The organism is Actinomadura sp. 6K520 (assembly GCF_004349245.1).
Taxonomy (GTDB): Bacteria; Actinomycetota; Actinomycetes; order Streptosporangiales; family Streptosporangiaceae; genus Spirillospora.
This window is the reverse complement of sequence record NZ_SMLC01000124.1, coordinates 1-22,869: the sequence shown is the minus strand read 5'-3', so window position 1 is coordinate 22,869 and position 22,869 is coordinate 1. Positions and strand designations below refer to the sequence as shown.

20 protein-coding genes, 2 tRNA genes and 1 pseudogene are annotated in these 22,869 nt (G+C 74.0%); 8 read left to right on the top strand and 15 right to left on the bottom strand.

Going from position 1 to position 22,869, the window contains the following annotated elements:
• The coding region (locus E1289_RS26705) for an acyl-CoA dehydrogenase family protein (protein WP_243713165.1) at positions 1-118 on the bottom strand (118 nt) is incomplete at its 3' end.
• Positions 119-250: 132 nt separating this feature from the next.
• Complete coding sequence (locus E1289_RS26700) at positions 251-1,147, bottom strand: LysR substrate-binding domain-containing protein (RefSeq protein ID WP_131984886.1); 897 nt, start codon at positions 1,145-1,147, stop codon at positions 251-253.
• A gap of 74 nt (positions 1,148-1,221) precedes the next feature.
• Here E1289_RS26700 and kdgD point away from each other — a divergent pair, with 74 nt between their 5' ends.
• Positions 1,222-2,136, top strand: coding sequence for a 5-dehydro-4-deoxyglucarate dehydratase (kdgD, locus tag E1289_RS26695; protein ID WP_131984884.1), 915 nt, complete (start codon positions 1,222-1,224; stop codon positions 2,134-2,136).
• A 58-nt stretch (positions 2,137-2,194) separates the two neighbouring features.
• On the opposite strand, the gene E1289_RS26690 is transcribed toward kdgD, so the two are convergent.
• From E1289_RS26690 to E1289_RS26685, 4 genes are all read right to left on the bottom strand, one after another.
• Positions 2,195-2,268, bottom strand: a tRNA-Val gene (locus E1289_RS26690).
• A gap of 87 nt (positions 2,269-2,355) precedes the next feature.
• Positions 2,356-2,427 (bottom strand) — tRNA-Gly (locus E1289_RS38420).
• A 119-nt stretch (positions 2,428-2,546) separates the two neighbouring features.
• Entirely contained in the window at positions 2,547-2,681 is a 135-nt protein-coding gene (locus tag E1289_RS40205; protein ID WP_279487790.1) for an LPFR motif small protein, read from the bottom strand.
• Positions 2,682-2,733: 52 nt separating this feature from the next.
• The gene (locus E1289_RS26685) at positions 2,734-3,516 is read right to left on the bottom strand and encodes a putative protein N(5)-glutamine methyltransferase (protein ID WP_131984882.1); all 783 of its coding nucleotides are present in this window, start codon (positions 3,514-3,516) and stop codon (positions 2,734-2,736) included.
• Between the two features lie 60 nt (positions 3,517-3,576).
• On the opposite strand from E1289_RS26685, the gene E1289_RS26680 reads away from it, so the two are divergent.
• The 4 genes from E1289_RS26680 to E1289_RS26665 all read left to right on the top strand — a co-directional run bounded on the left by E1289_RS26680 (position 3,577) and on the right by E1289_RS26665 (position 7,867).
• Entirely contained in the window at positions 3,577-4,410 is an 834-nt protein-coding gene (locus E1289_RS26680) for a pentapeptide repeat-containing protein (RefSeq protein ID WP_131984880.1), read from the top strand.
• Between the two features lie 82 nt (positions 4,411-4,492).
• A complete protein-coding gene (locus tag E1289_RS26675; RefSeq protein ID WP_131984878.1) occupies positions 4,493-5,062 on the top strand; it encodes a hypothetical protein in 570 nt (189 codons plus the stop codon).
• The gene (locus E1289_RS26670) at positions 5,059-6,147 is read left to right on the top strand and encodes a PrsW family intramembrane metalloprotease (protein WP_131984876.1); all 1,089 of its coding nucleotides are present in this window, start codon (positions 5,059-5,061) and stop codon (positions 6,145-6,147) included. Before E1289_RS26675 ends, E1289_RS26670 begins: the two co-directional genes overlap by 4 nt.
• An 88-nt stretch (positions 6,148-6,235) precedes the next feature.
• On the top strand, positions 6,236-7,867 hold the full coding sequence (locus E1289_RS26665) for a ubiquinol-cytochrome c reductase cytochrome b subunit (RefSeq protein ID WP_131984873.1): 1,632 nt from the start codon (positions 6,236-6,238) through the stop codon (positions 7,865-7,867).
• 4 nt (positions 7,868-7,871) lie between these two features.
• Here E1289_RS26665 and ctaD read toward each other — a convergent pair whose 3' ends face one another.
• Positions 7,872-9,569, bottom strand: coding sequence for a cytochrome c oxidase subunit I (ctaD, locus tag E1289_RS26660; protein WP_131984871.1), 1,698 nt, complete (start codon positions 9,567-9,569; stop codon positions 7,872-7,874).
• Positions 9,570-9,685: 116 nt separating this feature from the next.
• Here ctaD and E1289_RS26655 point away from each other — a divergent pair, with 116 nt between their 5' ends.
• Positions 9,686-10,129 carry a YbhB/YbcL family Raf kinase inhibitor-like protein gene (locus tag E1289_RS26655; RefSeq protein ID WP_243713164.1) on the top strand — a complete coding sequence of 148 codons (444 nt, stop codon included), beginning with the start codon at positions 9,686-9,688 and terminating at the stop codon, positions 10,127-10,129.
• Positions 10,130-10,157: 28 nt separating this feature from the next.
• On the opposite strand, the gene E1289_RS26650 is transcribed toward E1289_RS26655, so the two are convergent.
• Positions 10,158-11,177 (bottom strand): Ppx/GppA family phosphatase, encoded by a 1,020-nt coding sequence (locus E1289_RS26650; protein ID WP_243713163.1) that lies wholly within the window; start codon positions 11,175-11,177, stop codon positions 10,158-10,160.
• Between the two features lie 154 nt (positions 11,178-11,331).
• Between E1289_RS26650 and E1289_RS26645 the strand changes: the two genes are divergently transcribed.
• Positions 11,332-12,513, top strand: coding sequence for a zinc-dependent alcohol dehydrogenase (locus E1289_RS26645; protein ID WP_131984867.1), 1,182 nt, complete (start codon positions 11,332-11,334; stop codon positions 12,511-12,513).
• Positions 12,514-12,591: 78 nt separating this feature from the next.
• Here the strand turns inward: E1289_RS26645 and E1289_RS26640 are convergent, their stop codons facing one another.
• The 7 genes from E1289_RS26640 to E1289_RS26610 all read right to left on the bottom strand — a co-directional run bounded on the left by E1289_RS26640 (position 12,592) and on the right by E1289_RS26610 (position 21,317).
• Positions 12,592-13,512, bottom strand: coding sequence for a hypothetical protein (locus tag E1289_RS26640; RefSeq protein ID WP_131984865.1), 921 nt, complete (start codon positions 13,510-13,512; stop codon positions 12,592-12,594).
• Positions 13,509-14,684: a cytochrome P450 gene (locus tag E1289_RS26635; RefSeq protein WP_131984863.1), complete on the bottom strand. Its 1,176-nt coding sequence runs from the start codon at positions 14,682-14,684 to the stop codon at positions 13,509-13,511. The genes E1289_RS26640 and E1289_RS26635 overlap by 4 nt, the downstream gene beginning before the upstream one ends.
• 10 nt (positions 14,685-14,694) lie before the next feature.
• Entirely contained in the window at positions 14,695-15,996 is a 1,302-nt protein-coding gene (locus tag E1289_RS26630) for a helix-turn-helix domain-containing protein (protein ID WP_131984861.1), read from the bottom strand.
• Between the two features lie 11 nt (positions 15,997-16,007).
• On the bottom strand, positions 16,008-17,066 hold the full coding sequence (locus E1289_RS26625) for a polyprenyl synthetase family protein (protein ID WP_131984859.1): 1,059 nt from the start codon (positions 17,064-17,066) through the stop codon (positions 16,008-16,010).
• 89 nt (positions 17,067-17,155) lie between these two features.
• Entirely contained in the window at positions 17,156-19,852 is a 2,697-nt protein-coding gene (locus tag E1289_RS26620) for a PEP/pyruvate-binding domain-containing protein (RefSeq protein ID WP_131984857.1), read from the bottom strand.
• Between the two features lie 2 nt (positions 19,853-19,854).
• The gene (locus tag E1289_RS26615; protein WP_131984855.1) at positions 19,855-20,496 is read right to left on the bottom strand and encodes an isoprenylcysteine carboxylmethyltransferase family protein; all 642 of its coding nucleotides are present in this window, start codon (positions 20,494-20,496) and stop codon (positions 19,855-19,857) included.
• 8 nt (positions 20,497-20,504) lie between these two features.
• Positions 20,505-21,317, bottom strand: a complete 813-nt coding sequence (locus E1289_RS26610; protein WP_165970626.1) for an AfsA-related hotdog domain-containing protein — start codon at positions 21,315-21,317, stop codon at positions 20,505-20,507.
• A gap of 617 nt (positions 21,318-21,934) precedes the next feature.
• Between E1289_RS26610 and E1289_RS26605 the strand changes: the two are divergent.
• Positions 21,935-22,869 (top strand): annotated as a pseudogene (locus E1289_RS26605) (PucR family transcriptional regulator); the annotation flags it as partial.

Sequence of the window (22,869 nt, the reverse complement as noted above, 5' to 3'; positions counted from 1 at the left end):
CCTCCTGCGGGAACCGCGACTCCTCGTCCACCTCCGCCGCGAAAGGAGCGATCCTGGCATCGGCCAGCTCACGCACCGTCCGCCGCAGCAGCTCATGCTCCGCAGACGGCGCGTACATGGGAAAGTCGCTCATGGCTCCTCCGCGGTGCCCCCGGCCGCGTCCGCGGCCATTTAGTTTGACGGCCAATATTTGGACGCCAAAGTAAGCGAGACCACCGCGCGAGGTCAAGGCGGGACCGGGCGACGCGCGTCACACGGGTCCGGCGCCGTCCCCCAGGTGACGCAGGAGCCTGGCGAGCGCCGGATTGTCGTTGTCGCGCCGCCAGGTCAGGCTCAGCTCGACGGGATCCGGTCCGGCGATGTCCACCGGCCGGAACGTCAGGCCCGCGTAGCGGAGCCGGGCCGCGGCGGCGGGCACCAGCGCGAGCCCCCAGCCGCAGTTGACCAGGGCCAGGATGCTGTGGACCTGGCTGAGGTACTGCGCGTACACGGGGGTGACGCCCGTCTGCCGGAACAGGCTGATCAGCAGCTCGTGGAAGTAGCGCGCCTCGACCGGCGAATACATGATGAACGGCTGCCCGTCGAGGTCGGCCGGCCGGACCGGGCCGTCCCCCGCCGCGAGCGGGTGGTCGTTGGGGATCGCGGCCAGCAGCGGCTCACGGTCGGCGCCGCGCTCCGCGAGGTCCGGGTCGGTCACGGGCGGGCGGACCAGGCCGAGGTCGAGGGCGCCCTCCGCCAGGGCTTCGACCTGGTCCCTGGTCACCATCTCCCGCAGGACGATCCCCACACCGGGCAGCTCCGTCCGCGCGACCTCCAGCAGCCGGCCGAGCGTCGCGTACGCGCTGGCGGCGGTGAACCCGATCGTGATGCTCCCGGCCTCCCCCGCCGACACCTGCCGGACCGACATCGCCGCGTGGTCGGCCTGGTGCAGCAACCGGCGGGCTTCGACCAGGAACGCGCGCCCGGCCGGGGTGAGGCGCACCGAGCGGTTCGTCCGGTCGAACAGCCGCACCTTCAGGTCGTTCTCCAGCAGCTGGATCTGGCGGCTCAGCGGCGGCTGCGTCATCCGCAGGCGCTCGGCGGCCCGGCCGAAGTGCAGTTCCTCGGCGACGGCCACGAAGTTCGCGAGCTGGTGCAGCGTGAACATCGATTCCCTACGGGTATCAGTGAATGCCTTTTTCGTGTTGGACCTGGATCAATCGGCCATCCTAGCCTCGGGCCATGAAGCAGACCGCGCCCGACGAGATCGCCCGCAGGCTCGGCTCCGGGCTCCTGTCGTTCCCCGTCACCCACTTCCGCGACGACCTGTCCTTCGACGAGCCCGCGTACCGCGAGAACATCGCCGGGCTGGGCCGCGAGGGCCTCACCGGCCTGTTCGCGGCGGGCGGGACGGGCGAGTTCTTCTCCCTCACCGCCGACGAGGTCCGGCGGGTCGTCCGCGCGGCCGTGCGGGACGCGCCGGACGGCGTCCCCGTCATCGCGCCCGCCGGATACGGCACGGCGACGGCGGCCGAGATGGCGCGCGACGCCGAGCGCGCGGGCGCGGACGGCATCCTGCTCTTCCCGCCCTACCTGACCGAGGCGTCGCAGGAGGGGCTGGCCGCCCACGTGCGGGCCGTGTGCGCCGCCACCCGCCTCGGCGTGACGATCTACAGCAGGGCGAACGCCGTCTACCAGGACACGACCGTCGCCGAGATCGCCGACGCCTGCCCCAACCTGGTCGGGTTCAAGGACGGTGTCGGGAACCTGGAGCTGATGACGCGCATCCGGGCCAGGCTCGGCGAGCGCCTCGTCTACATCGGCGGGCTGCCCACCGCCGAGACCTTTGCGCAGCCCTACCTGGAGATGGGGGTGACCACGTACTCCTCGGCCATCTTCAACTTCGTGCCGGACTTCGCGCTCGATTTCTACAGGGCCGTCCGCGAGCACGACCGGGACGAGGTGCGGCGCCGTCTTGCGGAGTTCGTCCTGCCCTACTGCGAGATCCGCAACCGCCGCGCCGGATACGCCGTCAGCATCGTCAAGGCGGGGATGCGGGCCGTGGGCCGCCCTGCGGGGCCCGTGCGACCGCCGCTGACCGACCTGACCGAGGACGAGTTCGGCGCACTGACCGAGCTCGTGAAGAAGGCGGGATGACGGGGCCCGCCGAGCGGGCCGTACCTGGACGCAGCTCGGACGCCGTCGGCGGGAACCGTTGACCGGACAGGACTCGAACCTGCGACCCGCTGCTTGTAAGGCAGCCGCTCTTCCGGACTGAGCTACCGGTCACGGGTGCCCTCCGGCGGGCGGTGGCGTCCGCCCGCCTGGGCACGGGAGGACCGGCCGGGGGTCGTTACTCCCGCCGGTCCAGTCCAGAGCCGCACTCGAGAATCGAACTCGATACTCCTGGGTGGAAGCCAGGTGCCTCACCATTTCGGCTTGTGCGACATAGCACGCTTTCGTTACTCATATGGTGCGGCAGGCACCCGATGAGCGCAATTGATTTTCCCCGCGCCCGCACCGGGGCCCGCCGTTCACAGGCCCCGGTGCGGAGGGGATATCGCGCGTCAGACGGCCCGGCGGCGCGAACGCGTCCGGCCGCGCCCGGGGCCCAGCAGCCGCTGGATGACCCTGAGCGGCAGGGTGACGATGCTGACGAGCGTGCCGATGATGGCGCTGAGCGCCCCGCTGATGCGGCGCATTGGATTCACTCCTTCGAGTCGTCCTATCCGCCGTTTACCCGCACATGGCGTTTTACACAGGCTTTGTCGCAATGACCACTGTGACGTAGAACTCGGCGGAGACCGAAACGGCGGCGGACAGGCCGCCGCGCTCGACGGCGGCGACCGCGTCCGGGGCCTGCCGCTCGCTCGTCTCGAACAGCAGGTGCCCGCCCGGGACGAGCCACCGCGACGCCTCGGCGGTGACGCGGCGCAGGACGTCGAGGCCGTCCGCGCCGCCGTCCAGCGCCGTGCGCGGCTCGTGGTCGCGCGCCTCCGCCGGCATCAGGCGGAGGTCCCCGGTGGGCACGTACGGCACGTTGACGAGCAGGATGTCGACGCGTCCGCGCAGCGCGCCGGGGAGCGGGTCGAAGAGGTCGCCCTGATGCACATGGCCGCCGAACGGCGCGACGTTGCGGCGGGCGCAGCGCACCGCGGCGGGTTCGATGTCGGCGCAGTGCAGCGTGAACTCGTCCAGCCCCGCGACCAGCGCGACCCCCAGTGCACCCGAACCGCAGCACAGGTCGACGACCACGGGCCGGTGCGGGACCAGCGCCGCGGCCTCCCGGACGAGGAACTCGGTGCGGCGGCGCGGGACGAAGACACCGGGGTCCACGGCGATGCGGAGGCCGCAGAACTCCGCCCAGCCGAGGACGTGTTCGAGGGGCAGGCCGGCGGCGCGCCGCTCCACCATGGCGGACGCCTCGTCCGGCGTGCGGGCCGTGGCGAGGATCAGCCGCGCCTCGTCCTCGGCGAACACGCAGCCGGCGGCGCGCAGCCTGGCGACGATGGCCGGCTCGGTGGGAAGTACTGACATGAGCGTCGGCAACTATATCCCGGCCAGGGTGGTCCGGAGCATGGGCGGCCGGGCGCGACAATGGGGTGCCGCCGAGGAACGGGAGAGGATGTGCCGGACAGGCTCGACCTCAAGGCCGACTGCGCGAACTGCTTCGGGCTGTGCTGCGTGGCGCTGCCCTTCGCCAGGTCGGCCGATTTCGCGGTGGACAAGGACGCGGGCGAGCCGTGCCGGAACCTCCGCGCCGACTTCCGCTGCGGCATCCATGCGAACCTCCGCGAGGAGGGGTTCCCCGGCTGCACGGTCTTCGACTGCTTCGGGGCCGGGCAGAAGGTGTCCCAGGGGACCTTCGGCGGGCGGGACTGGCGGCGGGCACCGGAGGTCGCCCGCCAGATGTTCCAGGTCTTCCCGGTCATGCGGGCGCTGCACGAACTCCTGCGCTACCTGGACGAGGCCCTGGCGCTGCCGTCCGCGGAGCCCGTGCACGGCGAGGTCCGCCACGCGCTGGACGACGTCGTCCGCCTCACCGGGGCCGGCCCCGATGAACTCGCGGACGTGGACGTCGCGGCGGTGCGGGAAAGGGTGAACGTCCTGCTGCTGCGGGTCAGCGAACTCGTCCGGTCCGGTGTCCCCGGCCGCCCGAAGAGCATGCGGGGCGCCGACCTCATCGGCGCGAAGCTGAAGGGCACGGACCTGCGCGGGGCCGACCTCCGGGGCGCGTACCTGATCGCGGCCGACCTGCGGCGCGCCGACCTGCGGGCGGCGGACCTGATCGGCGCGGACCTGCGGGACGCCGACCTGCGCGGAGCCGACCTCACCGGGGCCGTCTTCCTCACCCGCGCCCAGCTCGACTCCGCGCGGGGCGACGCCAGCACGCGCATACCCCCCGCGCTGGGCAGGCCCGCGCACTGGTGACCCGCGCCCCCGGGCGGCCGCTGAGCTCGTTTAGTGCCGCGGCCAGGGGGCATTCCCGCAGCGCACGTCATCGGGGGGCTGCATGACGCGGGTGAGATGGTGGGGTACGGGCGTCGTGGCGCTCGTCCTGCTCATCCTCTGCGGCGGGCTGGCCCTGGTGAACGCGGCACTGGGCAGCGGCGGCCGGCCGCTGGCGCCCGGGACGGTCCTGTCGGCGGGCACGCCGCGCGACGGGGTGCGCCCGGTGACGTTCGTCGTCCCATCGGCGGGTTGGCTGCTCAGCGCGGCGGACACCTCGCTGACCAGCAACATCAAGCTTCTCAGCCGCGACGTCACGGTCAACCTGAACGTGGTGGTCCCGCTCGGCCGGCTGGACGCGCGCCGGCTGTGGGACGGCCTCGGCCGGATCGTCGAGGCCGGCGGGCAGACGCGGCTCGGCGCGGGCCCCGTCCCACTCATGACGGCGGACGGCCTGACCGGCCTGACCGGGAGCATCACCGGGCGGGACCGGGCGGGCACGGCCTCGGTGTTCGCGACGGCCACGCTCGGCGCCACGATGACGGCCGCGGGTCCTCCGCACGCCTACGCGCGGCTGGCGCCGGAGATCGAGGCGATGATGCGGACCGTGCGGATCAGGTCGCCGTGGCCATGACGCGCCGTCCCGCGTTCTGGCTGTGGGCGGCGGTGTGCCTGATCGGAGCCTGGATCGCGTGGCGGGGGCTGGACACGGTGGTGCGGGCGTTCCCGGTGGGCTCGATCGCCGGGCTCGCGCTGCTGGTCCCGACGCTGGCCATAGGGTTCTGGCTGCTGCGGCGGCTGCATCCGGTCCGGTCGCTGCCGGCCGGGTACGCGCTGATCGCGGTGGCGTGGGGCGGGCTCGCGGCGTTCGGGCTGGCGCTGCCCGCGAACGCCGCGTTCCAGGCGGTCATCGCGAAGACGGCCGGGCCGGTGTTCAACGCGGCGTGGGGCGCGTCCATCGCCGCGCCGGTCGACGAGGAGATCCTGAAGCTGCTCGGCGTCGTGACGCTGGCGCTGCTGGCGCCGTCCGCTATCCGCGGCCCGCTGGACGGCTGGGGCTACGGCGCGCTCGCCGGGCTGGGCTTCCAGGTGTCGGAGAACTTCCTCTACGTGCTCAACACCATCGTGCTGACGGGCGCGACGCAGGACGTGAACGCGGCGCTGTTCTCGTTCGGCAGCCGGGTGGTCGGCGGCGCGTGGTGCAGCCACTGGGCGATGACGGCGGTCGGCGGCGCGGGTCTCGGGTGCCTGCTCGGCAGGGCGTCCCGGACGAGCGCCGCCGTCGCCGCGGGCGCGTTCGTCCTGGCGATGGCCCTGCACTCCTGGTGGGACTCCCCTCTGCTGCACGGCGTGCTGCTGCTGCCGGTGAAGGGCGCGCCGATCCTCCTCGCGGCGGTCGTCACCTACCGGCTCTCCAGGCGCCGCTACCTGTCGCATTTCCGGCGCACGACGCACGCGGAGACCGTCCGGGGCGTCCTCGTGCCGGGCGAGGGGCATGTCCTCGCCTACCGCAAGTGGCGTGAGAAGGAGCGGTGGGCGGTGCCGGCCGGGGAGCCGCGCCGGCTGCTCGCGCGGCTCCGCGCCGCCGAGCTCGAACTGATCGAGCACGGCCTCGGCGGCCTGGAGCACGACCCGCGGGCCACCGAGCGGCTGCGGGACGACGTCCGGGACCTGCGCCGGCTCCTCAGCGCCTCCGATGGACGGCCCCGCGTGGCCTGACGCGGGCGGCGCGGCGGCGTCGTTTGCTCCGGGTGGCCAGGGGTACCGGCCCAGCGGAGATCAAGGGGTCGGCCATGGGAGACGCACGATGGCGGGACGGAAGGGAAGGTCGAAGGGCGAGCGGCCGGCGAAGCTCGTCCACGGTGTCAACGACAGGCTAGGGACGACCCGGTTCCTCCAGCAGAACATCCGCAAGGCGTTCCCGGGGCACTGGTCGTTCCTGCTGGGCGAGATCGCGCTGTACTCGTTCATCATCCTGGTGATCACCGGGATCTTCCTGACGATGTTCTTCAAGCCGAGCGGGGCGCCCGTCGTCTACGACGGGTCGTACGCGTCGTTGCGGGGCCTGTCGATGAGCGAGGCGTACGCGTCCACGGTGCGCATCTCGTTCGACGTGCGGGGCGGCCTGCTGATGCGGCAGATCCACCACTGGGGCGCGATCATCTTCCTGGCCGCGATCAGCGTCCACCTGATGCGCATCTTCTTCACCGGGGCGTTCCGCAAGCCCCGCGAGATCAACTGGCTGATCGGCGTCACGCTGTTCGTGCTGGCCCTGGTCGAGGGGTTCGCCGGCTACTCGCTCCCCGACGACCTGCTGTCCGGCACCGGGCTCCGGATCATGCACGGCGTCGTGCTGTCCATCCCGGTCGTCGGCACCTACCTCGCCATGTGGATCTTCGGGGGCCAGTTCCCGGCCAGCGAGGAGTTCCTCCCGCGGCTGTTCACCGTGCACATCCTGCTCGTCCCCGGGCTCCTGATCGCGCTCATCACCGCGCACCTGATGATCCTCTGGCACCAGACGCACACCATCTGGCCGGGCCGGGGCAGGCGCGAGCGGACGGTGTCCGGCGAGCCGACCTTCCCGAACTTCGCCGCGCAGAGCACCGCCTACTTCCTCTTCACGTTCGGTGTGCTGGCGGGGCTGGGAGCGTTCGCGCAGATCAACCCCGTCTGGCTGTACGGCCCGTACGAGCCGGACCAGGTCTCGATGGGCTCGCAGCCCGACTGGTACGTCGGCTTCCTCGAAGGCTCCCTGCGCATCATGCCGTCGCTGGAGACGACCCTGTTCGGGCACACGATCGCCTGGAACGTGCTCGTGCCCGCCGTCATCGTGCCGGGACTGTTCTTCACGCTGATCGCGATGTACCCGTTCGCCGAACGCTGGGCCACGGGCGACGAACGCCTCCACCACCTTCTCGACCGGCCGCGCAACGCCGCGACCAGGACCGCGATCGGCGCGGCCGCCGTCGCCTGGTACGGCAACCTGTGGGCGGCGGGCGGCAACGACGTCCTCGCCTTCGTCTTCAAACTCCCGCTGTTGTGGACGACCTGGTTCTTCCGCGTGGGCTTCTTCGCCGCGCCGGTCCTGGCGTTCGTCGTCACGCGGCGGATCTGCCTCAGCCTGCAGCGCCGGGACCTGCGGGAACGCCGGGAGGGCGTGGAGAGCGGCCTGATCTCGCTGACCCCGGAGGGCGGGTTCCGCGAGCGGCACGAGCAGCCGTCGGACGAGGGGGAGGCGCTCCTGCGGACCCGGCGGCCGGCCGAGCTCGTCGCCCCGTATCCGAACCACCTCATCCCGCTGCCGACGCCGGACCGCGCCCGCACCCAGCTGCGGACCCGCGCCAACCGCTTCTACATGAACTACCAGGCCGAGTCGTACGGCGGCGGCCAGGGCGACCTGAGCCGCGACTCGCGGGACGAGGAGGAGGACGGCGGCTGAGCCCTCAGTCTCCGGACCGGTCCCGGGGTGGCGGAGGAAGGGACGGCTCCGCCCGCTGAGGCGGCTCCAGCGGCGGATGGTGCAGGTCGAACGCGGGACGGACGGAACGGATCCGCGGCATCGTCGTGAAGTTGTGCCGGGGCGGAGGGCTGGAGGTGGCCCACTCCAGCGAACCCCCGGCGCCCCACGGGTCGTCCTTGTTCACGGGCGCCCCGCGGCGATGCGTCCGCCAGATGTTCCACAGGAACGCGAACGTCGAGGCGCCGAGGACGAACGAGCCGACCGACGAGACGGCGTTCAGCGTGGTGAACTCCTCGGGGTAGTCGGCGTACCGGCGGGGCATGCCCTCGGCGCCGAGCCAGTGTTGGACGAGGAACGTCGTGTGGAACCCGACGAACAGCGACCAGAAATGGATCTTCCCCCACGTCTCGTTCAGCAGTTTCCCGGTCATCTTCGGCCACCAGAAGTAGAAGCCGCCGAACATGGCGAACACGACGGTGCCGAAGACGACGTAGTGGAAGTGGCCGACGACGAAGTAGGAGTCGGTGAGGTGGAAGTCCATCGGCGGGGACGCGAGGATCACCCCGGTCAGGCCGCCGAACAGGAACGTGACGAGGAACCCCACGGCGAACAGCATGGGCGCCTCGAACGTCAGCTCCCCCTTCCACATCGTGCCGACCCAGTTGAAGAACTTGATGCCGGTCGGGACGGCGATCATGAAGGAGGTCATGGCGAAGAACGGCAGCAGGACCTGGCCGGTGGCGAACATGTGGTGCGCCCAGACCGTCATCGACAGCCCGGTGATCGCGATGGTGGCCGCCACCATGCCGAGGTAGCCGAACAGGGGCTTGCGGGAGAACACCGGGATGATCTCGGTGATGATCCCGAAGAACGGCAGCGCGATGATGTAGACCTCGGGGTGGCCGAAGAACCAGAACAGGTGCTGCCAGAGCAGTTCGCCGCCGTGCGAGGGGTTGTAGATGTGCGCGCCGAGCTTGCGGTCGGCCATCAGCGCCAGCAGCGCGGCGGCGAGCACGGGGAACGCGAGCAGCACCATCACGCTGGTCAGCAGGACGTTCCAGGTGAAGATCGGCAGCCGGAACATCACCATCCCGGGGGCGCGCATGCCGATGATCGTCGTGATCAGGTTGACCGCGGTGAAGATCGTCCCGAATCCGGACAGCACGAGCCCCATCACCCACAGGTCGCCGCCGAGGCCCGGCGAGTACGTCGACGACGACAGCGGGGCGTAGGAGAACCAGCCGAAGGCCGCCGCGCCGCCCGGGACGACGAAACCCGCCAGGACCATCAGCGAGCCGAACAGGAACAGCCAGTAGCTGAGCGTGTTGAGTCGCGGGAAGGCCACGTCCGGCGCGCCGATCTGCAGCGGCACGATCACGTTGGCGAACCCGGCGAACAGCGGGGTCGCGAACAGCAGCAGCATGACCGTGCCGTGGATGGTGAACATCTGGTTGTACCGCTGGTTGTCCACCACCTGCAGCCCCGGTTCCAGCAGCTCGGCCCGGATGACCATGGCCATCAGCCCGGCGATGAGGAAGAGCGTGAACGAGGTGGCGAGATACAGGTGGCCGACGACCTTGTGGTCCGTCGTCGCCAGGACGTTGCCGATCCGCGTTCCCCGGCGGTGGAGCGCGAGCGCGTCGGCGACGCTGGTGTCTTCCTTCCCCTGCACGGCCGTCATGCAGCCTGCCCTCCTGTGGGAGCCCGTCGGCGCCCACATACCAAGGAGGCCCGGCTTCAAACGCCGCGGGCGGGCATCGCGGGCGGTGTTCCGGGCAGTACGACGGCATGGAGCAGATGACGTTGAGCAGCCCCGCGTTCGCCTCCGACGGACCCATCCCGGTGACGCATTCGCACGCGTCGGGAGACATCTCCCCCGAGCTGAGGTGGTCCGGCGTGCCCGCCGCGTGCCGCGAGCTCGCCCTCTCCTGCGAGGACCCCGACGCACCCGGCGGCACGTTCGTCCACTGGATGCTGGCCGGGATCTCGCCGGACCGCGAGCGGCTGGCGGCCGGGGAGGAGCGTCCGCAGATCGCCCGGGGCCGCAACGACTTCGGCGACCTCGGCTACGGCGGCCCCCAGCCGCCCGCCGGGGACCCGCCGCACCGCTACGTCTTCACCCTGTACGCGTTGCAGTGGCCCTCCGGCCTGACCTCGGGATTCTCGATGGACGACATGCGCACGGCCCTGAAGGACAAGGTCCTCGTGACCGCCACCCTCGTCGGCACCTACGCCCGCTGACCTCCCGGCGCCGGGCCCGCCGCCGCGGTCAGGGGACGGCGCGCAGGTGCACGTCCCGGAGGACGACCGGGCTGTGCTCCGGGAGGTCCTCCGGCTCGCGGCCCTGGATGAGCGCGTCCAGCCGGTGCAGGAAGAGGCCCTCGCGCAGCGCCCACGGGCAGATGGCGAGCCGGTCGAGCCGGAGGACGTCCATCACGCCCTCGGCCACGATCGCCCCGGCGAGGATCTGGCGGGCCCGCGACGCCTTGATGCCCGGCAACGCGGTCCGCTCCGCGTCGGACAGCTTCGCCAGCCGCGGGATCCAGCGGTGCAGCTCCGCCCGGTCGAGGTGCCGCTCCCGGTAGGTGCCGGCCTTCGCCTTCGGTGCCCCGCACAGCCGGGCGAGCTGGGTGAACGTCTTGGACGTGGCCACGGCGGTCGCCGGTGGCGGAAGCTGCGCGATCCCCAGGGTCGCCTCCTCCAGGACGGACCTGACGTGCGCGCGCAGCGCCCTGCGGGTGCTCTTCGGCACCGGCGGCCCGGGGGGCAGGTGGTGCCGGGTGAGCCGGCCCGCACCGAGGGGCAGCGACAGCGCGATGTCCGGGTGCTCACCGGCGCCGACGGCGAGTTCCATGGAGCCGCCGCCGATGTCGGCGAGCAGCATCGGGCCCGCCGACCAGCCGCGCCAGCGGCGGGCCGCGAGGAACGTCAGCCGCGCCTCCTGCTCCCCGGTGAGGAAGCCGAGGCGGACACCGGTGGCGGCGCGGACCTCGCCGACGACGTCGTCGCGGTTGGCGGCGTCGCGCAGCGCGGACGTCGCGAAGGGGATCAGCTCGTCGACGCCGAGGCCCGCGGCGGAGGCGACCGACTCGCGCACCGCGCCGATCAGCCGGCCGACCGCGGGGCGGCGGATGACGCCGTGCCTGTCGGTGGCCTCCGCGAGGCGGACCGCCGTCTTCACCGACCGGACGACCGCGGGCGGGTGCCCGGGGGCCAGGTCCGCGATCCGCAGATGGGCCGAGTTGGAACCGATGTCCAGTACGCCGAGGCGCAGGGGGGCGTCTTTCATGGGCGTGCTTTACCCCGTCTTGGCGTACTCACTCCGCGTGGCGGGCCGGCCTGCGGCGGGGCGGGCGGCCCACGTTTCGCCCCGGCGGGTGGGGTAGGGGCGCCTGCGACGGTCCCCGCGACCCGTTCCGCGTCCCTTTCTTGGAGGATCATCGATGAAGGCTGTCACCTGGCACGGCAAGCGCGACGTCCGCGTGGAGAACGTGCCCGACCCGGAGATCAAGGAGCCGGACGACGCGATCATCAGGGTCACCTCGTCCGGGATCTGCGGTTCCGACCTGCACCTGTACGAGGTGCTGGGGCCGTTCCTCAGCGAGGGCGACATCCTCGGCCACGAGCCGATGGGGATCGTCGAGGAGACCGGCCCGGAGGTCACGCACATCAAGCCCGGGGACCGCGTGGTCATCCCGTTCAACATCTCCTGCGGCCGCTGCCACATGTGCGGCATGCAGCTGTACGCGCAGTGCGAGACCACGCAGGTCCGCGAGCAGGGCATGGGCGCGGCCCTGTTCGGCTACACCCGGCTGTACGGACAGGTGCCGGGCGGGCAGGCCGAGTACCTGCGGGTGCCGCAGGCCCACTTCGGGCCGATCAAGGTGCCGGAGGGCCCGCCGGACGAGCGGTTCGTGTACCTCTCCGACGTGCTGCCGACCGCAAGGCAGTCGGTGGACTGGGCCGAGATCCCCGAGGGCGGGTCGGTCACCGTGCTCGGCCTCGGCCCGATCGGGCAGATGGCCGCCCGGATCGCGCGCCACCTGGGGCACCGGGTGATCGGCGTCGACTTCGTGCCCGAGCGGCTGGAGATGGCGCGGCGGCACGGCATCGAGGTGATCGACTCCGACGACACCGACGACGTCCCGGACGCGGTCCGCCAGCTGACCGAGGGCCGCGGCACCGACTCGGTGATCGACGCGGTGGGGATGGAGGCGCACGGCTCCCCCGGCGCCAAGTTCGCGCAGACCGTCACCGGGCTGATGCCGGGCGGCACCGCGGCGCCGCTGATGTCGCGCGTCGGGGTGGACCGGCTCGCCGCGCTCGGCACCGCGATCGAGGTCGTCCGGCGGGGCGGGACGATCGCCGTCATCGGCGTGTACGGGGGCATGACGGACCCGCTGCCGATGATGCGGATGTTCGACAAGGGCATCACGCTGCGGATGGGGCAGGCGCACGTCAAGAAGTGGATCGACGGCCTGATGCCGCTGGTCGCCGACGACGCCGACCCGCTCGGCGTGATGGACCTGGCGACCCACCGCTGGCCGCTGGAGAGGGCGCCGGAGGCGTACGAGATCTTCCAGAAGAAGCAGGACGGCGCCATCAAGGTGCTGCTGCAGCCCTGACCGCCGCGGGCGTCCCGATGGTCACGGACGGTCCCCGCCCCTCCGGCCTGACGGCGCGCCCTCCTCCGGGCCCGGCCCTCACCGGGCCAGCCCGAGGGCGAGGTAGCTCCCGAAGGACAGCAGCATGTACAAGGCGGGCGCGAAGGGCGGCCAGCGCGTCCGGCCGTGCGCGAAGGCCCAGGCGGCGGCGAGGGGCGCGGCCGCCGGGAGCAGCGCGGCGAGCGTCCACCCGGCGGGCGCCTGCGACCGGGCCGCGACCAGGGCCGCGGACAGGACCGGCACGGCCAGGGCGGCCGCGGCCGTCCCAGCCACACCGAGCGTGGTCACATAGGTCCGCTCCCCCGCCCGCGGCGCCCGGGTGAGCTTGCCGGCCAGCTCGGCGTGGCCCGCTGCGAGGACCACCACGGCGATCGCGACGGCCCCGGACCAGTCGGGGTCGTGCCCGGACGCGTCCAGATACCCGGCGTACAGGTAGAGGTGCAGCAGCAGCGGCGCCGGAAGGCTGACCAGCAGGCTCCGGAACAGGTCGTCGGCCGAGGGACGGCCCCACCGCCGGTGGACGGCGACCGCTCCGGCCGCGTACCCGAGCTGGACGAGGAGGATGCCGGCCCGCCACGGCCACGCGATGTTCAGCAGGATCAGCACCGCCGCCCCCGCGCCATACAGGACGGCCAGGTCGCTGGTCCGCACCGCACCGGCCGCAAGCGGGCGGCCGGGATTGAAGCGGCGGTCGTAGTCCAGGTCGCGGATGTCGTCCAGTGCGCGCATGAGCAGCAGGTCGACGAACAGGGTCGCCGCCGCGACCGCCGTCCCCGCTCCGGGCCGCCACGCCGGAGGGGACGGGTCGAGGGCGGCGAACAGCCCGGTGACCCCGTACGCCCACAGCACCGCGAACACCAGGGAGGGCACCGGCGGATGGCTCCCCCGGACGAACCGCGCCAGCCGGGCGGCGCGCTCCTTCTCCTTCTCCAGGTGCGCCTGCACCGGGCGGGCCGTCACCCGTCCCGTCCGGGGGTCCAGGTCACCGGGAGGCGCCAGAGGCCGCGGACGAGCATCCGGTCGCGCCATTCGAGCCGGTCCGGGTCGACGGCCAGGGCGAGGTCGCCGAAGCGGCGGAGGAGCGCCGCGATCGCGACCCGCAGTTCGAGGCGGGCGTGCGGCGCGCCGAGGCACATGTGGCGGCCGTGCCCGAAGCCGAGATGCGGGTTCGGGGAACGCGCGGGATCGAACTCGTCCGCGCCGCAGAAGGCGGCCGGGTCCCGGTTGGCGGCATCGGTGAGGGGGACGACGACGTCCCCCCGCCCGAGCGGCACCCCGGCGAGCCGCACGTCGGCCACGACGGCGTGCGGCCGGCCCCCGGTGCCGGCGAACCACACCCAGCGCAGGAACTCCTCGACGGCGGACGGGATCAGCGACGGGTCGGCCCGCAGCCGCGCGGCGAGGTCCGGCCGCCGGGCCAGCTCCACGACGCACGCCGCCAGGAGGTTGGACGTGGTCTCCCCGCCCGCCGCCAGCAGCCCGTACCCGAAGACGATGCTCTCGTCGCGGGACAGCTCCGGTGCGGTCGCGAGCACGCTGAGCAGGTCGGAGCGGGGTCGTGCCCGGCGTTCGGCCAGCCGGTCGGCGAAGTAGCCGTGCATGCCCTCGCGGGCCGCCTCGACCTCCGCCGCGGGGAACCGCCCGGCCGACATCAGCGCGGTGACCCACGGCAGCAGCAGCCCGAGGTCGCCGGGCGGGATGCCCAGCATGTCGCAGATGACCGTGTACGGGAGCGGGGTGGCGAACCCGCCGATCAGGTCGGCGGGCGGGCCGTGCGCCGCCATCCCGTCGAGCAGCCGCTCGGCGAGCGCCTCGACCCGGGGGCGGTCCGTCTCGGCGCGGCGGGCCGTGAACCACGCCTGGACGGCCTTCCGGCGCCGCGTGTGCGCCGGGGGGTCGGCGGCGGCCAGGGCCAGCGACGCCGCCGTCCGGGCGAAGAGGGTGCCGCCGGTCCACGCCTCGCGGCTGAACCGGTGGTCGGACAGGACCGTCCGGACGTCGGCGTGCCGGGTGACGAGCAGCGCCCGGTGCCCGCCCGGCAGCACGACCGGCACCAGCGGCCGTTCCCGGAGGATCCGCAGGTGGCCCTCGTCCAGCGGGACGCCCGGACGGTTCGGCAGGGGGAAGTCCATGGGCGTTCCCTCAGGCGCTCAGCGGCGGCGGAAAGGACGCGTGCTCGGCCTGGCCCCCGGCACGGTCGTCTCCCGCGCCACCCCCTCCGTCGGTACCTCCTCCGTCCGCGCCTCCATCCGCTCCCCCATCCGCTCCTCCGTCGTGACCGCCGTCGCGTTCCAGGCTCGTCAGGCGCGCCGAGGTGAGCGCCGCCCGGAACAACTGGATGCCGCGCGCCGAGCTCGGGTCGATGCCGGACAGGTCCCTTATGCGGTCCAGGCGGTAGTGCAGGGTGCGGCGGTGGATCCACAGCTCCCGCGCGGCACGCTCCCGGTCGAGGTTGCAGGCGAGCAGGACCTCCAGGGTCCGGCGCAGGTCCGTCCCGGCGTCCAGCGGCGACAGCACGGCGGCGAGCCGGCAGCGGATGTCCGGCTGCCCGAGGATGGCCAGCTCGACGAGCAGCTCGTCGGCCCGGTAGGGGCGGTCCTCCGCGTCGGGGATCGCCTTGACCACCGTGAGGACCTGGGACGCCTCCTCCAGCGCCGCGGGGATGTCGGCGAGGCCGCCGAGCAGGGACGTGGCGGCGTGCACCGGCCCGCGCGTGCACGCCGCGAGCCCCGCGGTGAACTCGGCCGCCGCGTCCTCGGCGCGCAGCGGGTCCGCGGCCGGGAACAGCACGGCGAGCCCGCCGAGGTCACCGGAGTACAGCACGCCGTCGCACGCGTCCAGCCGCTCGCTCACCCGCTGCCAGTGCGCGGCGGACGTGCGGGCCGGGGCCTCGCACACCAGGACGAGGTAGGCGGGCGCCAGCCGGACGCCGGCCGCGTCGGCGATGACGTCCGCCGGCGCGCCGTCGATCAGCGTCTCGGCGAGCAGGCGCCGCAGCGGCCGGGACGTGCCCCCCTCGCGGGGCGCCTCGGCGTAGCCCTGGATGCACGCCTCCCGCGCCCGGCCCGCGAGCCGCGCGGCGCGCGCCGTCAGGTCGGCCATCTCGGCGAAGGACGCGGCGGGCGCGACCGACCAGCACGACCGCGCCGCCGCCGCGAGCGCGAGGTCCCACACCTCCGACAGCACCGGCAGCGGGATCGCCTGCCGCGCCGCGAGCACGCCGAGGTCGCGGAAGCGCGCCAGGTCCTCGCCCGGCAGGGGGTCGCCCGCGAGGACGAGGGCGAGCAGGCGGGCGCAGGTCGCGCCGCGGCCGCCGAACATCGGGCCCGCCGCCCGCCGGATCGGCTGGTAGGCGGGGTGGCCGCGCAGCGCCTCCCCGATGGCGGTGTCGAGCCGCGGGCAGTGGGCGGTGAGCATGTCCGGGAGTTCGCCGGAACCGGTCATCGACGCTCCCCTCAGGCCACGGCCAGCCGGAAACCGGACAGGTGGCCGGCGGTCTCGTCGACCAGCCGGTGCAGTTCCCGGACGCGGCCCGGCTCGCCGCCGAGCCGGCGGAGCAGCCGGTGGGCGCGGTCGACCAGCGGCGCGACGGCGGCCGCGTAGGAGGCGACGACCTCCTCGTCCAGCATCCAGGCGGCCAGTTCGGCACGCGCGGAGGCCGAGTGGCGGGCGGCCGCGTGCAGCGCCAGCGCCTCCCTGCGCCGGCCCGCCGGAAGCGAGGTCAGCAGGTGGACGAGCAGGTACGTCGCCGTCCCGTTGGCGAGGTCCTCGTGCCGTCCGGAGTCGAGATCGCGCCGGTCGTTCACGAGCTGGCGCAGCACGCCCAGCGCGCGGCCGAACGAGCGCCAGCCGGTGACCCGGCCCTCGTCAGATCCGGCCAGGCACGCCGCCGACGCCGCGGCCATCGCGTACGGCGCGCCGGTCTTGCCCTCGTAGGCGCGCAGCACCGATTCCGGGGTCGCCGCCGAGGCCGGCTCGGTCAGGTCGCGGAGCTGGCCGTCCACGGCTTCCAGCCAGCCCCGCGACACCTCGTCGCCGAGCTTCGCGCGGACCTCGCCGGAGACGGGCAGGTCCGCGACGAGCCGGGCGGGCAGGTGGCTCCCCACGGCCAGCGCCGTGAGGATCTTCTTTCCGGCGGCGACGGTCCCCGGGGACGGTGCGCCCGGGGCGTCGGTCAGGTCGTCGAGGTGGCGCGCCGCCGCCCACCAGAGCACGTGGACCACGGCAATGGGCCCGGCCGGGGAGCGGCGCGTCCCGCTCGGCCAGGTCTCTGCCCCGTGCACGAGCAGCGGCAGCGTGATCATGCCTTCCAGGGCGCGCCGCGAGGCCCCGGCCCGGACGCGGTCGCAGAAGTCCGCGAGGAACTCCGACATGGCGCCGCCGACCATCTCCCGGCCCGCGCCGAGGCCGATCCCGCGGCCTTCGGCGAGCACCTCGCACAGCCGCGCGATCTCCGCCTCGACGTCGGCGATCGCCCGTTCCCGGGCGGCCCTGCCGAACAGTCCTTCGTCCACGTGCCAACTCCTCTGCTGCGGGGTGTGCCGGGCCGTGCCGGGGCCCGGTGATCGGGGGAAGCGGTGCCGCCGGTCCTCGCGCGTGCCGGTCACCGCTCCGGGGGCGCGTCCAGGATCCGGACCGTGCCGGCGCGCCCGTCCAGCTCGATCCAGGCGCCGTCGGGGATGCGCCCGACGGCGCCGCCGACCGCGACGGCGGCCGGCACGCCGAGCAGCCGCCCCGTGACGGCGGTGTGCGAGAGCAGCGTGCCGCGCTCGACGACCAGCCCGGACGCGCTGATCAGCAGCGGGAGCCAGCCGGGGTCGGTCTCCCGGGCGACGAGGATCCGGCCGGCGCAGGCGGCGGGGGCGATACCCGGGTCGAGGACGACCTTGGCCCGGCCCCGGACCGTCCCGCCGCTCGATCCCAGCCCGCGCAGGACGCCGTGCGCGTCCGGGTGCGGCTCCGCGCCGGCGGGTCGCACGTCCCGCAGGGCCATCGCGACCGGGCGTCCGGCGGGCGCCGACAGCAGCGCCGGGGGCGGCGGCGCGGCGCGGTCGCGATCGCGTTCCGCGCGCCGCACCGCCGCGAGCCCCCGCAGGTCCGCGCCGGGGAGCGTGCCGTCGAACGCGCCGACGACCTCCTCGACGGTGAGGTCGTGCACGTCCATGGGGTCGTCCAGCATCCCGGCCGCGGCGAGGTGGTCCCCGAGCCGCCACAGCACCTCGCGGGACAGCCCGAACAGCTGCGTGCGGAGGAATCGGGTGTCCTCCCGTGTCCGGACGAACCACCGCATCAGGGACAGCAGGGCGGTGAGCACCGAGCGGCGCAGCGGGTCGCGGCACGCGGCCCGCAGCCGGCGGCGGGCGTCCGCGGCCGCGCGCGCCTCCCCGGCCCGGTTCCCCGCGACCGTGGCGCCCTGCCGGACGAACGGCGCGATCGTCGCGGCGACCGCCCAGGGGCGCTGGCGGGGCGTGGGCTCGTCGAGCTTGAGGTCGTGCATCCCGCGGTCGCCGTACCGCCGCAGGTACCCGCGGGCGGCCGCGGCCATGGACGAGCCGTACCGCCCGGCGGCGACGTCGGCCCACACCGCCCGCAGCCGCTCCTCCCCGGCGCCCTTCTCGGCGCCGCCCTCTTCGCCGCCGTGGTCCGCCGCGTCCGCGGCCAGCAGCGCCGCCTTCAGCTCGGGGATCGCGGCGGCGCGCTCGGCGAGGGCGATGGCGGCGCGGGCGGCGGCCAGCGAGCGGTTCTCCCGGCCGCCGCACAGCAGGCCCGGGAGCAGTTCCGGACCGGCGCCCGCCCAGCGCCGCAGCAGCGCGGTCACCGCCCGCATGACGAGCAGGCCGTAGAGCCCGTTCGCGAGCGTGACGCCCCAGCGCCGCGCCACCTCAGCCCACACCCGCCGGTACAGGGCGATCAGCTCGTCCGGGGAGCGCTCGGCGAGCGGCGGGGCGGCCGGGCCGTGGATCTCCGCCATCAGCCCGTCCCACCGGCGCAGCAGCCGGGCGGTCGCGCGCGGATGCCCGGCCGCACGCCAGGCGGTCAGGGGCAGCGCGGCGACGACGCGGGCGCGGGACCAGCGCCGGGCGCCGCGCGCTTCGCCGGTGATGCCCATGCCCTCCTCCCATCCGGCGCGGACGAGGTCGAACACGGGCAGCCGGCCGTGCAGCTCCTGCCAGTCGTCCAGCCGGTAGTACACGCGGCCGTCGAGGTGGCCGACCATGCGCCGCAGCCGGTGCGCGTTCGCGCGCAGCCACCGTTCCGGCACGCCCATCCGCCGGTACAGGTCGGTGAAGGCGAGCTCGTAGAACATGCGCGCCTGCGAGTAGGTCAGCGCGCCGGACACGCCCGGGAAGTTCTCGGTGACGTTGTGGTTGCCCCAGAGGACGCGAGGGCCGGCCTCGGCCCCCTCCCCAGCCATAGGCCGCGCCTGGACGAGGTGGACGGCGCCGTCCGGCGTGAACGTCCCCTCGATGTCCTGCGGGCAGCCGAACCGCTCCTCGACCCGTGCGGCGAGATCGGCGACCTCCTGGGCCTGGTCGTCGGTGAGTACGGGCACCTCCCGGAGCGCCTCCGGTACCTCGGTCACCCTCGGGTCGGTCTCGCCGTCCGCCGGTGGTCCGACCATGTGCCGCTTGGCCACGACCTCCGCGCGGACGGTGCCCGTCTTGGGATCGACGAAGAAGTGGTCGACGTCGGCCTTCTCCTGGACGACGCCCTCACCGATTCCGTGCGCGGCGGCGATGACGTGATGCCTCGACCCGTCGCGGGGGTCGCGGGTGAACGCCACGAACGAGCGGGTCCCCAGGACCATCCGCTGCACGCCCACCGCGACCCGGACCCGCGCGGGGTCGACGCCCCGCAACGCCCGGTACCGGACGGCCTCGGCCTTGAACGCCGACGCCCAGCAGCGCGCCACCGCCTCCAGCAGGCCGTCCCGCGAGACGTAGAGGAAGCTGTCGCTCATCCCGGCGAACGGGTCGTCCGCGGAGTCTTCGCCGCCGCCGTCCCCGCCCGGCACGGCGCAGGCGCGTACCGCGGCCGTCGCGTCCGCGCCGATGCGCTCGTCGAAGGCGTCCAGCAGCCCGGCGGCGAGGTCCCCTTCCGGGACGGCCTTCACCAGCGCCGTGGCGGCGGCGGCGCACCACTCCCTGACCGGCGCGGACGTCACCGGCGGGAGCGCGCCGCGGACGCCGTCGAGCGCCCGGTCGAACTCGGCGGCGGGCAGGCAGAAGAAGTCCGGGACGGGGAACCCCGCCGCGCGCAGCGTCTCCAGCCGCGCGAACTTGTGGCCGATCTCGTCCATCGTCACCACACCCCCGGCAGCAGGCGCGGTCTGCCCGCCGCGTAGCCCCGGTAGCCGGGAACGTCCCTGAGCGCCCGCTCCTCCACCCGGATCCGCCAGACCACGGCGGCGCCCAGCAGGAGCAGGGCCAGCACGCCGGCCGGGTTGAGGAAGAAGGACGCGAAGCCCGCGTTCGCGAGGAGCATCCCCGCGTAGGCCGGGTGGCGGACGATCCCGTACAGGCCGCCGGTGACCACGCGGTGGTTCTCCTGCCGCATGACGTGGTGGGAGTACAACCGGCCGAGCGTGCGGATCGCGGCCTGCCGCAGCACGACCCCGGCGCCGAACACGGCGGCGGGAACCGCCAGCCACGGCGACCACTCGTCCCACGGCAGCGGCGCGAACGACGCCGAGGCCACCAGCAGGATTCGGGCGAGCGCGTACGGGAGCAGCGTCCGCGCGTCGGCGGGCGGGGCGGCGGCACGGCGGAACGTCACCGGCGCCTCCAGCAGCAGCCAGCCCAGGTAGGCGGCCAGCAGGGCCGCCGCGACGGCACCCGGCGCGCCGCCGTCTCCCCCGGCATGGCGGGCGATCCCGGCGAGGAGCGTCGCCGCGCCCACCACCGACAGCACGCGCGGCGCGAGGAGCAGGAGCCTGTCGTTCATCGTCGCGGTCACCGCGCCCTGGTCCGCGCGTACTGCTCCGGGTCCACCGCGTGCGCCTCGTAGGTCAGCGATCCCAGGTCGGCGCCCGTCGCCGCGTCCGCCAGCGTCATCGCGCAGCGGGAGCGGCGCCCGGCGAAACGCGCGGTCGGCCAGCGCAGCAGGAGAGGGGCGTCCCGGCCGAGCCGGTAGGGGATGTCCAGCCGCAGCGCCACCCACAGCAGCGTCACGTCCATGGGCCTGCCGTGCTCCTCGTGCTCCAGCATCGTGGCGAACTGCCGGCCGGCCTCGACGATCTCCACGGGACCGCGGCACGGGGACGGCGGCTCCGGCCCCGCGGGCGGGTGCAGCACGGCGGCCTCCACCACCCCGCGCCCGCGCCGCACCGGCTCGCCGACCAGGACGTTCTCCGGACGGTGCCGGTGGACCAGCTCCGCCGGGGCCTGCCGGGACGGGGCCGGCGCGGCCCCGCGAGAGCCGTCCGGGGCGGCCGGGGCGCCGTCGGCGAAGGCGATGGAGCCCGCGCACACCTCCGCCCCCGCCTGCCGGGCCGCGACCGTCCAGGCCCGGTTCGGTCCCGGCACCGGGACGCAGGACAGCGCCGTCGCCGTGCGCAGCTCGCAGAAGCGGGTGAAGCCGAGCCCGGCCACCACCCGGCCGGGCCGCCGCCCGCGCGACCGCGGCCCGTCGGCGCGGACCGCCAGTTCGAGCAGGCCGCTGAACAGCAGCATCCCCGGCACGTGGTCGAGCGGGTGGTCGAAGTAGAAGGGATCCGACTCGTCGACGACCAGCTCGCGGAATCCATCGATGACGGACGCGGCCATGCGCCCTCCCTTCATTTTCCGGAACCCCGGCCTCTCTCCGGCATGCCAGGAAAACGGCACCGGACGCCCTTATCACCAAGAGCGGAAAAACCGGATGGACGGCCGTCATCTTGCTACATGAATGCGCATAGCTGAACTGCACTCCTGGGCAGTCCAGGGTGTGGGAGTCTGCCCAGACCGGCAACCCGGCACCCGGCGAACACGCTCCGTGCAGGGGCATCCGGCCCGGAAAGCGCATGTCAGCGTCCACTTGCGGGACGCGTCCCGCCCGGCGGCGCCCGGGCCCCGGGGCGAAGCGCGCACGTCATGAGGCCGCAATGGAGATCGATAGGAACAACTTTGTCCGCGCCCCGCACGGATTTTTAGACCCCGGGTCGAACAAGATGTATTTTCAAACTATTGTCCGGTCACCCCGAAACGGCGAGCATTGTGACCTTCCCCACAATTAATTGGCAGAATGCGGTCAGCCCGCATCCCGCCCTGCGGGACGCGGGCTTGTCACGCGACTGACAAACCCCGTCCCGCGGGATGAGGGCCGGTGAGTGTCGCGGATCACAGGGCGTGCCTAGGTTGAGACGACCGGGTGCCAGAGCGGTCCCAGGCGAGGAGGTGCCACCGTGGCGACGGCGTATGAGGACCCCCACCCCGCGACGTCCGTCCTGGACGGCCTGACCGAGGAGCCGTGGCGTGAAATCCCGCCGGAGGAGGCGCGGTGGATGCGCCCCAACCTCCCCGACCTCCTCGGCCCCATGGTCCGGGGCGTCCTGCGGCACGTCCCCGAGTACGACCGGCCCGGCGACAGGGCGTACTCGCGGGTCGCCGAGGCCGCGGTCGCGCATGCCATGGAGCACTTCGTGCGCATGATCGCCGACCCGGACGCCTCCTGGAAGGAGGTGTACCAGGTGTTCTTCGACGTGGGCTACGGCGAGGCCGTCGAGGGGCGCAGCCTGGAACACCTGCAGAACGCGATGCGGATCGGGTCGCGGCTCGCCTGGCGGCACCTCGCGGTGGAGGCCGAGCGGCTCGGCCGCCCCCGCACGCTGATCAGCCTGCTCGCCGAGGCCAACTTCGCCTACCTGGACGTGCTGGCGTCCGCGGCGGCGCACGGCTACTCGCGGGCCAGGGAGAAGGCGGCCGGGGAGCGCGAGCAGCGCCGCGGGCGGCTGCTGACCCTGCTGCTGTCGGACCCGCCGGCGCCGCCCGAGGCCGTCCGCGAGCAGTCCGCCCGCGCGGGCTGGCCGCTGCCCAGGCGGATGGCGGTGCTCGTGCTGCGGCCGCGGCCGGGCAGCGGGGGCGAGGGCCCCGCCGGGCTGCCGCCGTCGCTGCTGACCGGGCTCGACCACGGCCGGCCGTGCCTGATCGTGCCCGACCCGGACGGCCCCGGCCGGATGGAGGAGCTGGCCGCGACGCTCGCGGGCTGGACCGGCGCGATCGGCCCGTCGGTCCCGGTCGACCGCGCGGGGACCTCGCTGCTGTGGGCGCGGCGCGCCCTGGAGCTGGCACCGGCCGGTCCCGGCCCGGGCGGGGCGGGTGGCGGTGCCGGGAACCGGAC

Coding starts and splice junctions, on each gene's coding strand:
- E1289_RS26675 (WP_131984878.1), top strand. CDS start 4,493: ATGACGCGGGTGAGATGGTGGGGTACGGGCGTCGTGGCGCTCGTCCTG.
- E1289_RS26700 (WP_131984886.1), bottom strand. CDS start 1,147: ATGTTCACGCTGCACCAGCTCGCGAACTTCGTGGCCGTCGCCGAGGAA.
- E1289_RS26650 (WP_243713163.1), bottom strand. CDS start 11,177: ATGAAAGACGCCCCCCTGCGCCTCGGCGTACTGGACATCGGTTCCAAC.
- kdgD (WP_131984884.1), top strand. CDS start 1,222: ATGAAGCAGACCGCGCCCGACGAGATCGCCCGCAGGCTCGGCTCCGGG.
- E1289_RS26680 (WP_131984880.1), top strand. CDS start 3,577: ATGGGGTGCCGCCGAGGAACGGGAGAGGATGTGCCGGACAGGCTCGAC.
- E1289_RS26610 (WP_165970626.1), bottom strand. CDS start 21,317: ATGGCCGCGTCCGTCATCGATGGATTCCGCGAGCTGGTCGTCGACGAG.
- E1289_RS26630 (WP_131984861.1), bottom strand. CDS start 15,996: ATGACCGGTTCCGGCGAACTCCCGGACATGCTCACCGCCCACTGCCCG.
- E1289_RS26670 (WP_131984876.1), top strand. CDS start 5,059: ATGACGCGCCGTCCCGCGTTCTGGCTGTGGGCGGCGGTGTGCCTGATC.
- E1289_RS26665 (WP_131984873.1), top strand. CDS start 6,236: ATGGCGGGACGGAAGGGAAGGTCGAAGGGCGAGCGGCCGGCGAAGCTC.
- E1289_RS26645 (WP_131984867.1), top strand. CDS start 11,332: ATGAAGGCTGTCACCTGGCACGGCAAGCGCGACGTCCGCGTGGAGAAC.
- E1289_RS26615 (WP_131984855.1), bottom strand. CDS start 20,496: ATGAACGACAGGCTCCTGCTCCTCGCGCCGCGCGTGCTGTCGGTGGTG.
- E1289_RS26685 (WP_131984882.1), bottom strand. CDS start 3,516: ATGTCAGTACTTCCCACCGAGCCGGCCATCGTCGCCAGGCTGCGCGCC.
- ctaD (WP_131984871.1), bottom strand. CDS start 9,569: ATGACGGCCGTGCAGGGGAAGGAAGACACCAGCGTCGCCGACGCGCTC.
- E1289_RS26635 (WP_131984863.1), bottom strand. CDS start 14,684: ATGGACTTCCCCCTGCCGAACCGTCCGGGCGTCCCGCTGGACGAGGGC.
- E1289_RS26655 (WP_243713164.1), top strand. CDS start 9,686: ATGACGTTGAGCAGCCCCGCGTTCGCCTCCGACGGACCCATCCCGGTG.
- E1289_RS40205 (WP_279487790.1), bottom strand. CDS start 2,681: ATGCGCCGCATCAGCGGGGCGCTCAGCGCCATCATCGGCACGCTCGTC.
- E1289_RS26620 (WP_131984857.1), bottom strand. CDS start 19,852: ATGGACGAGATCGGCCACAAGTTCGCGCGGCTGGAGACGCTGCGCGCG.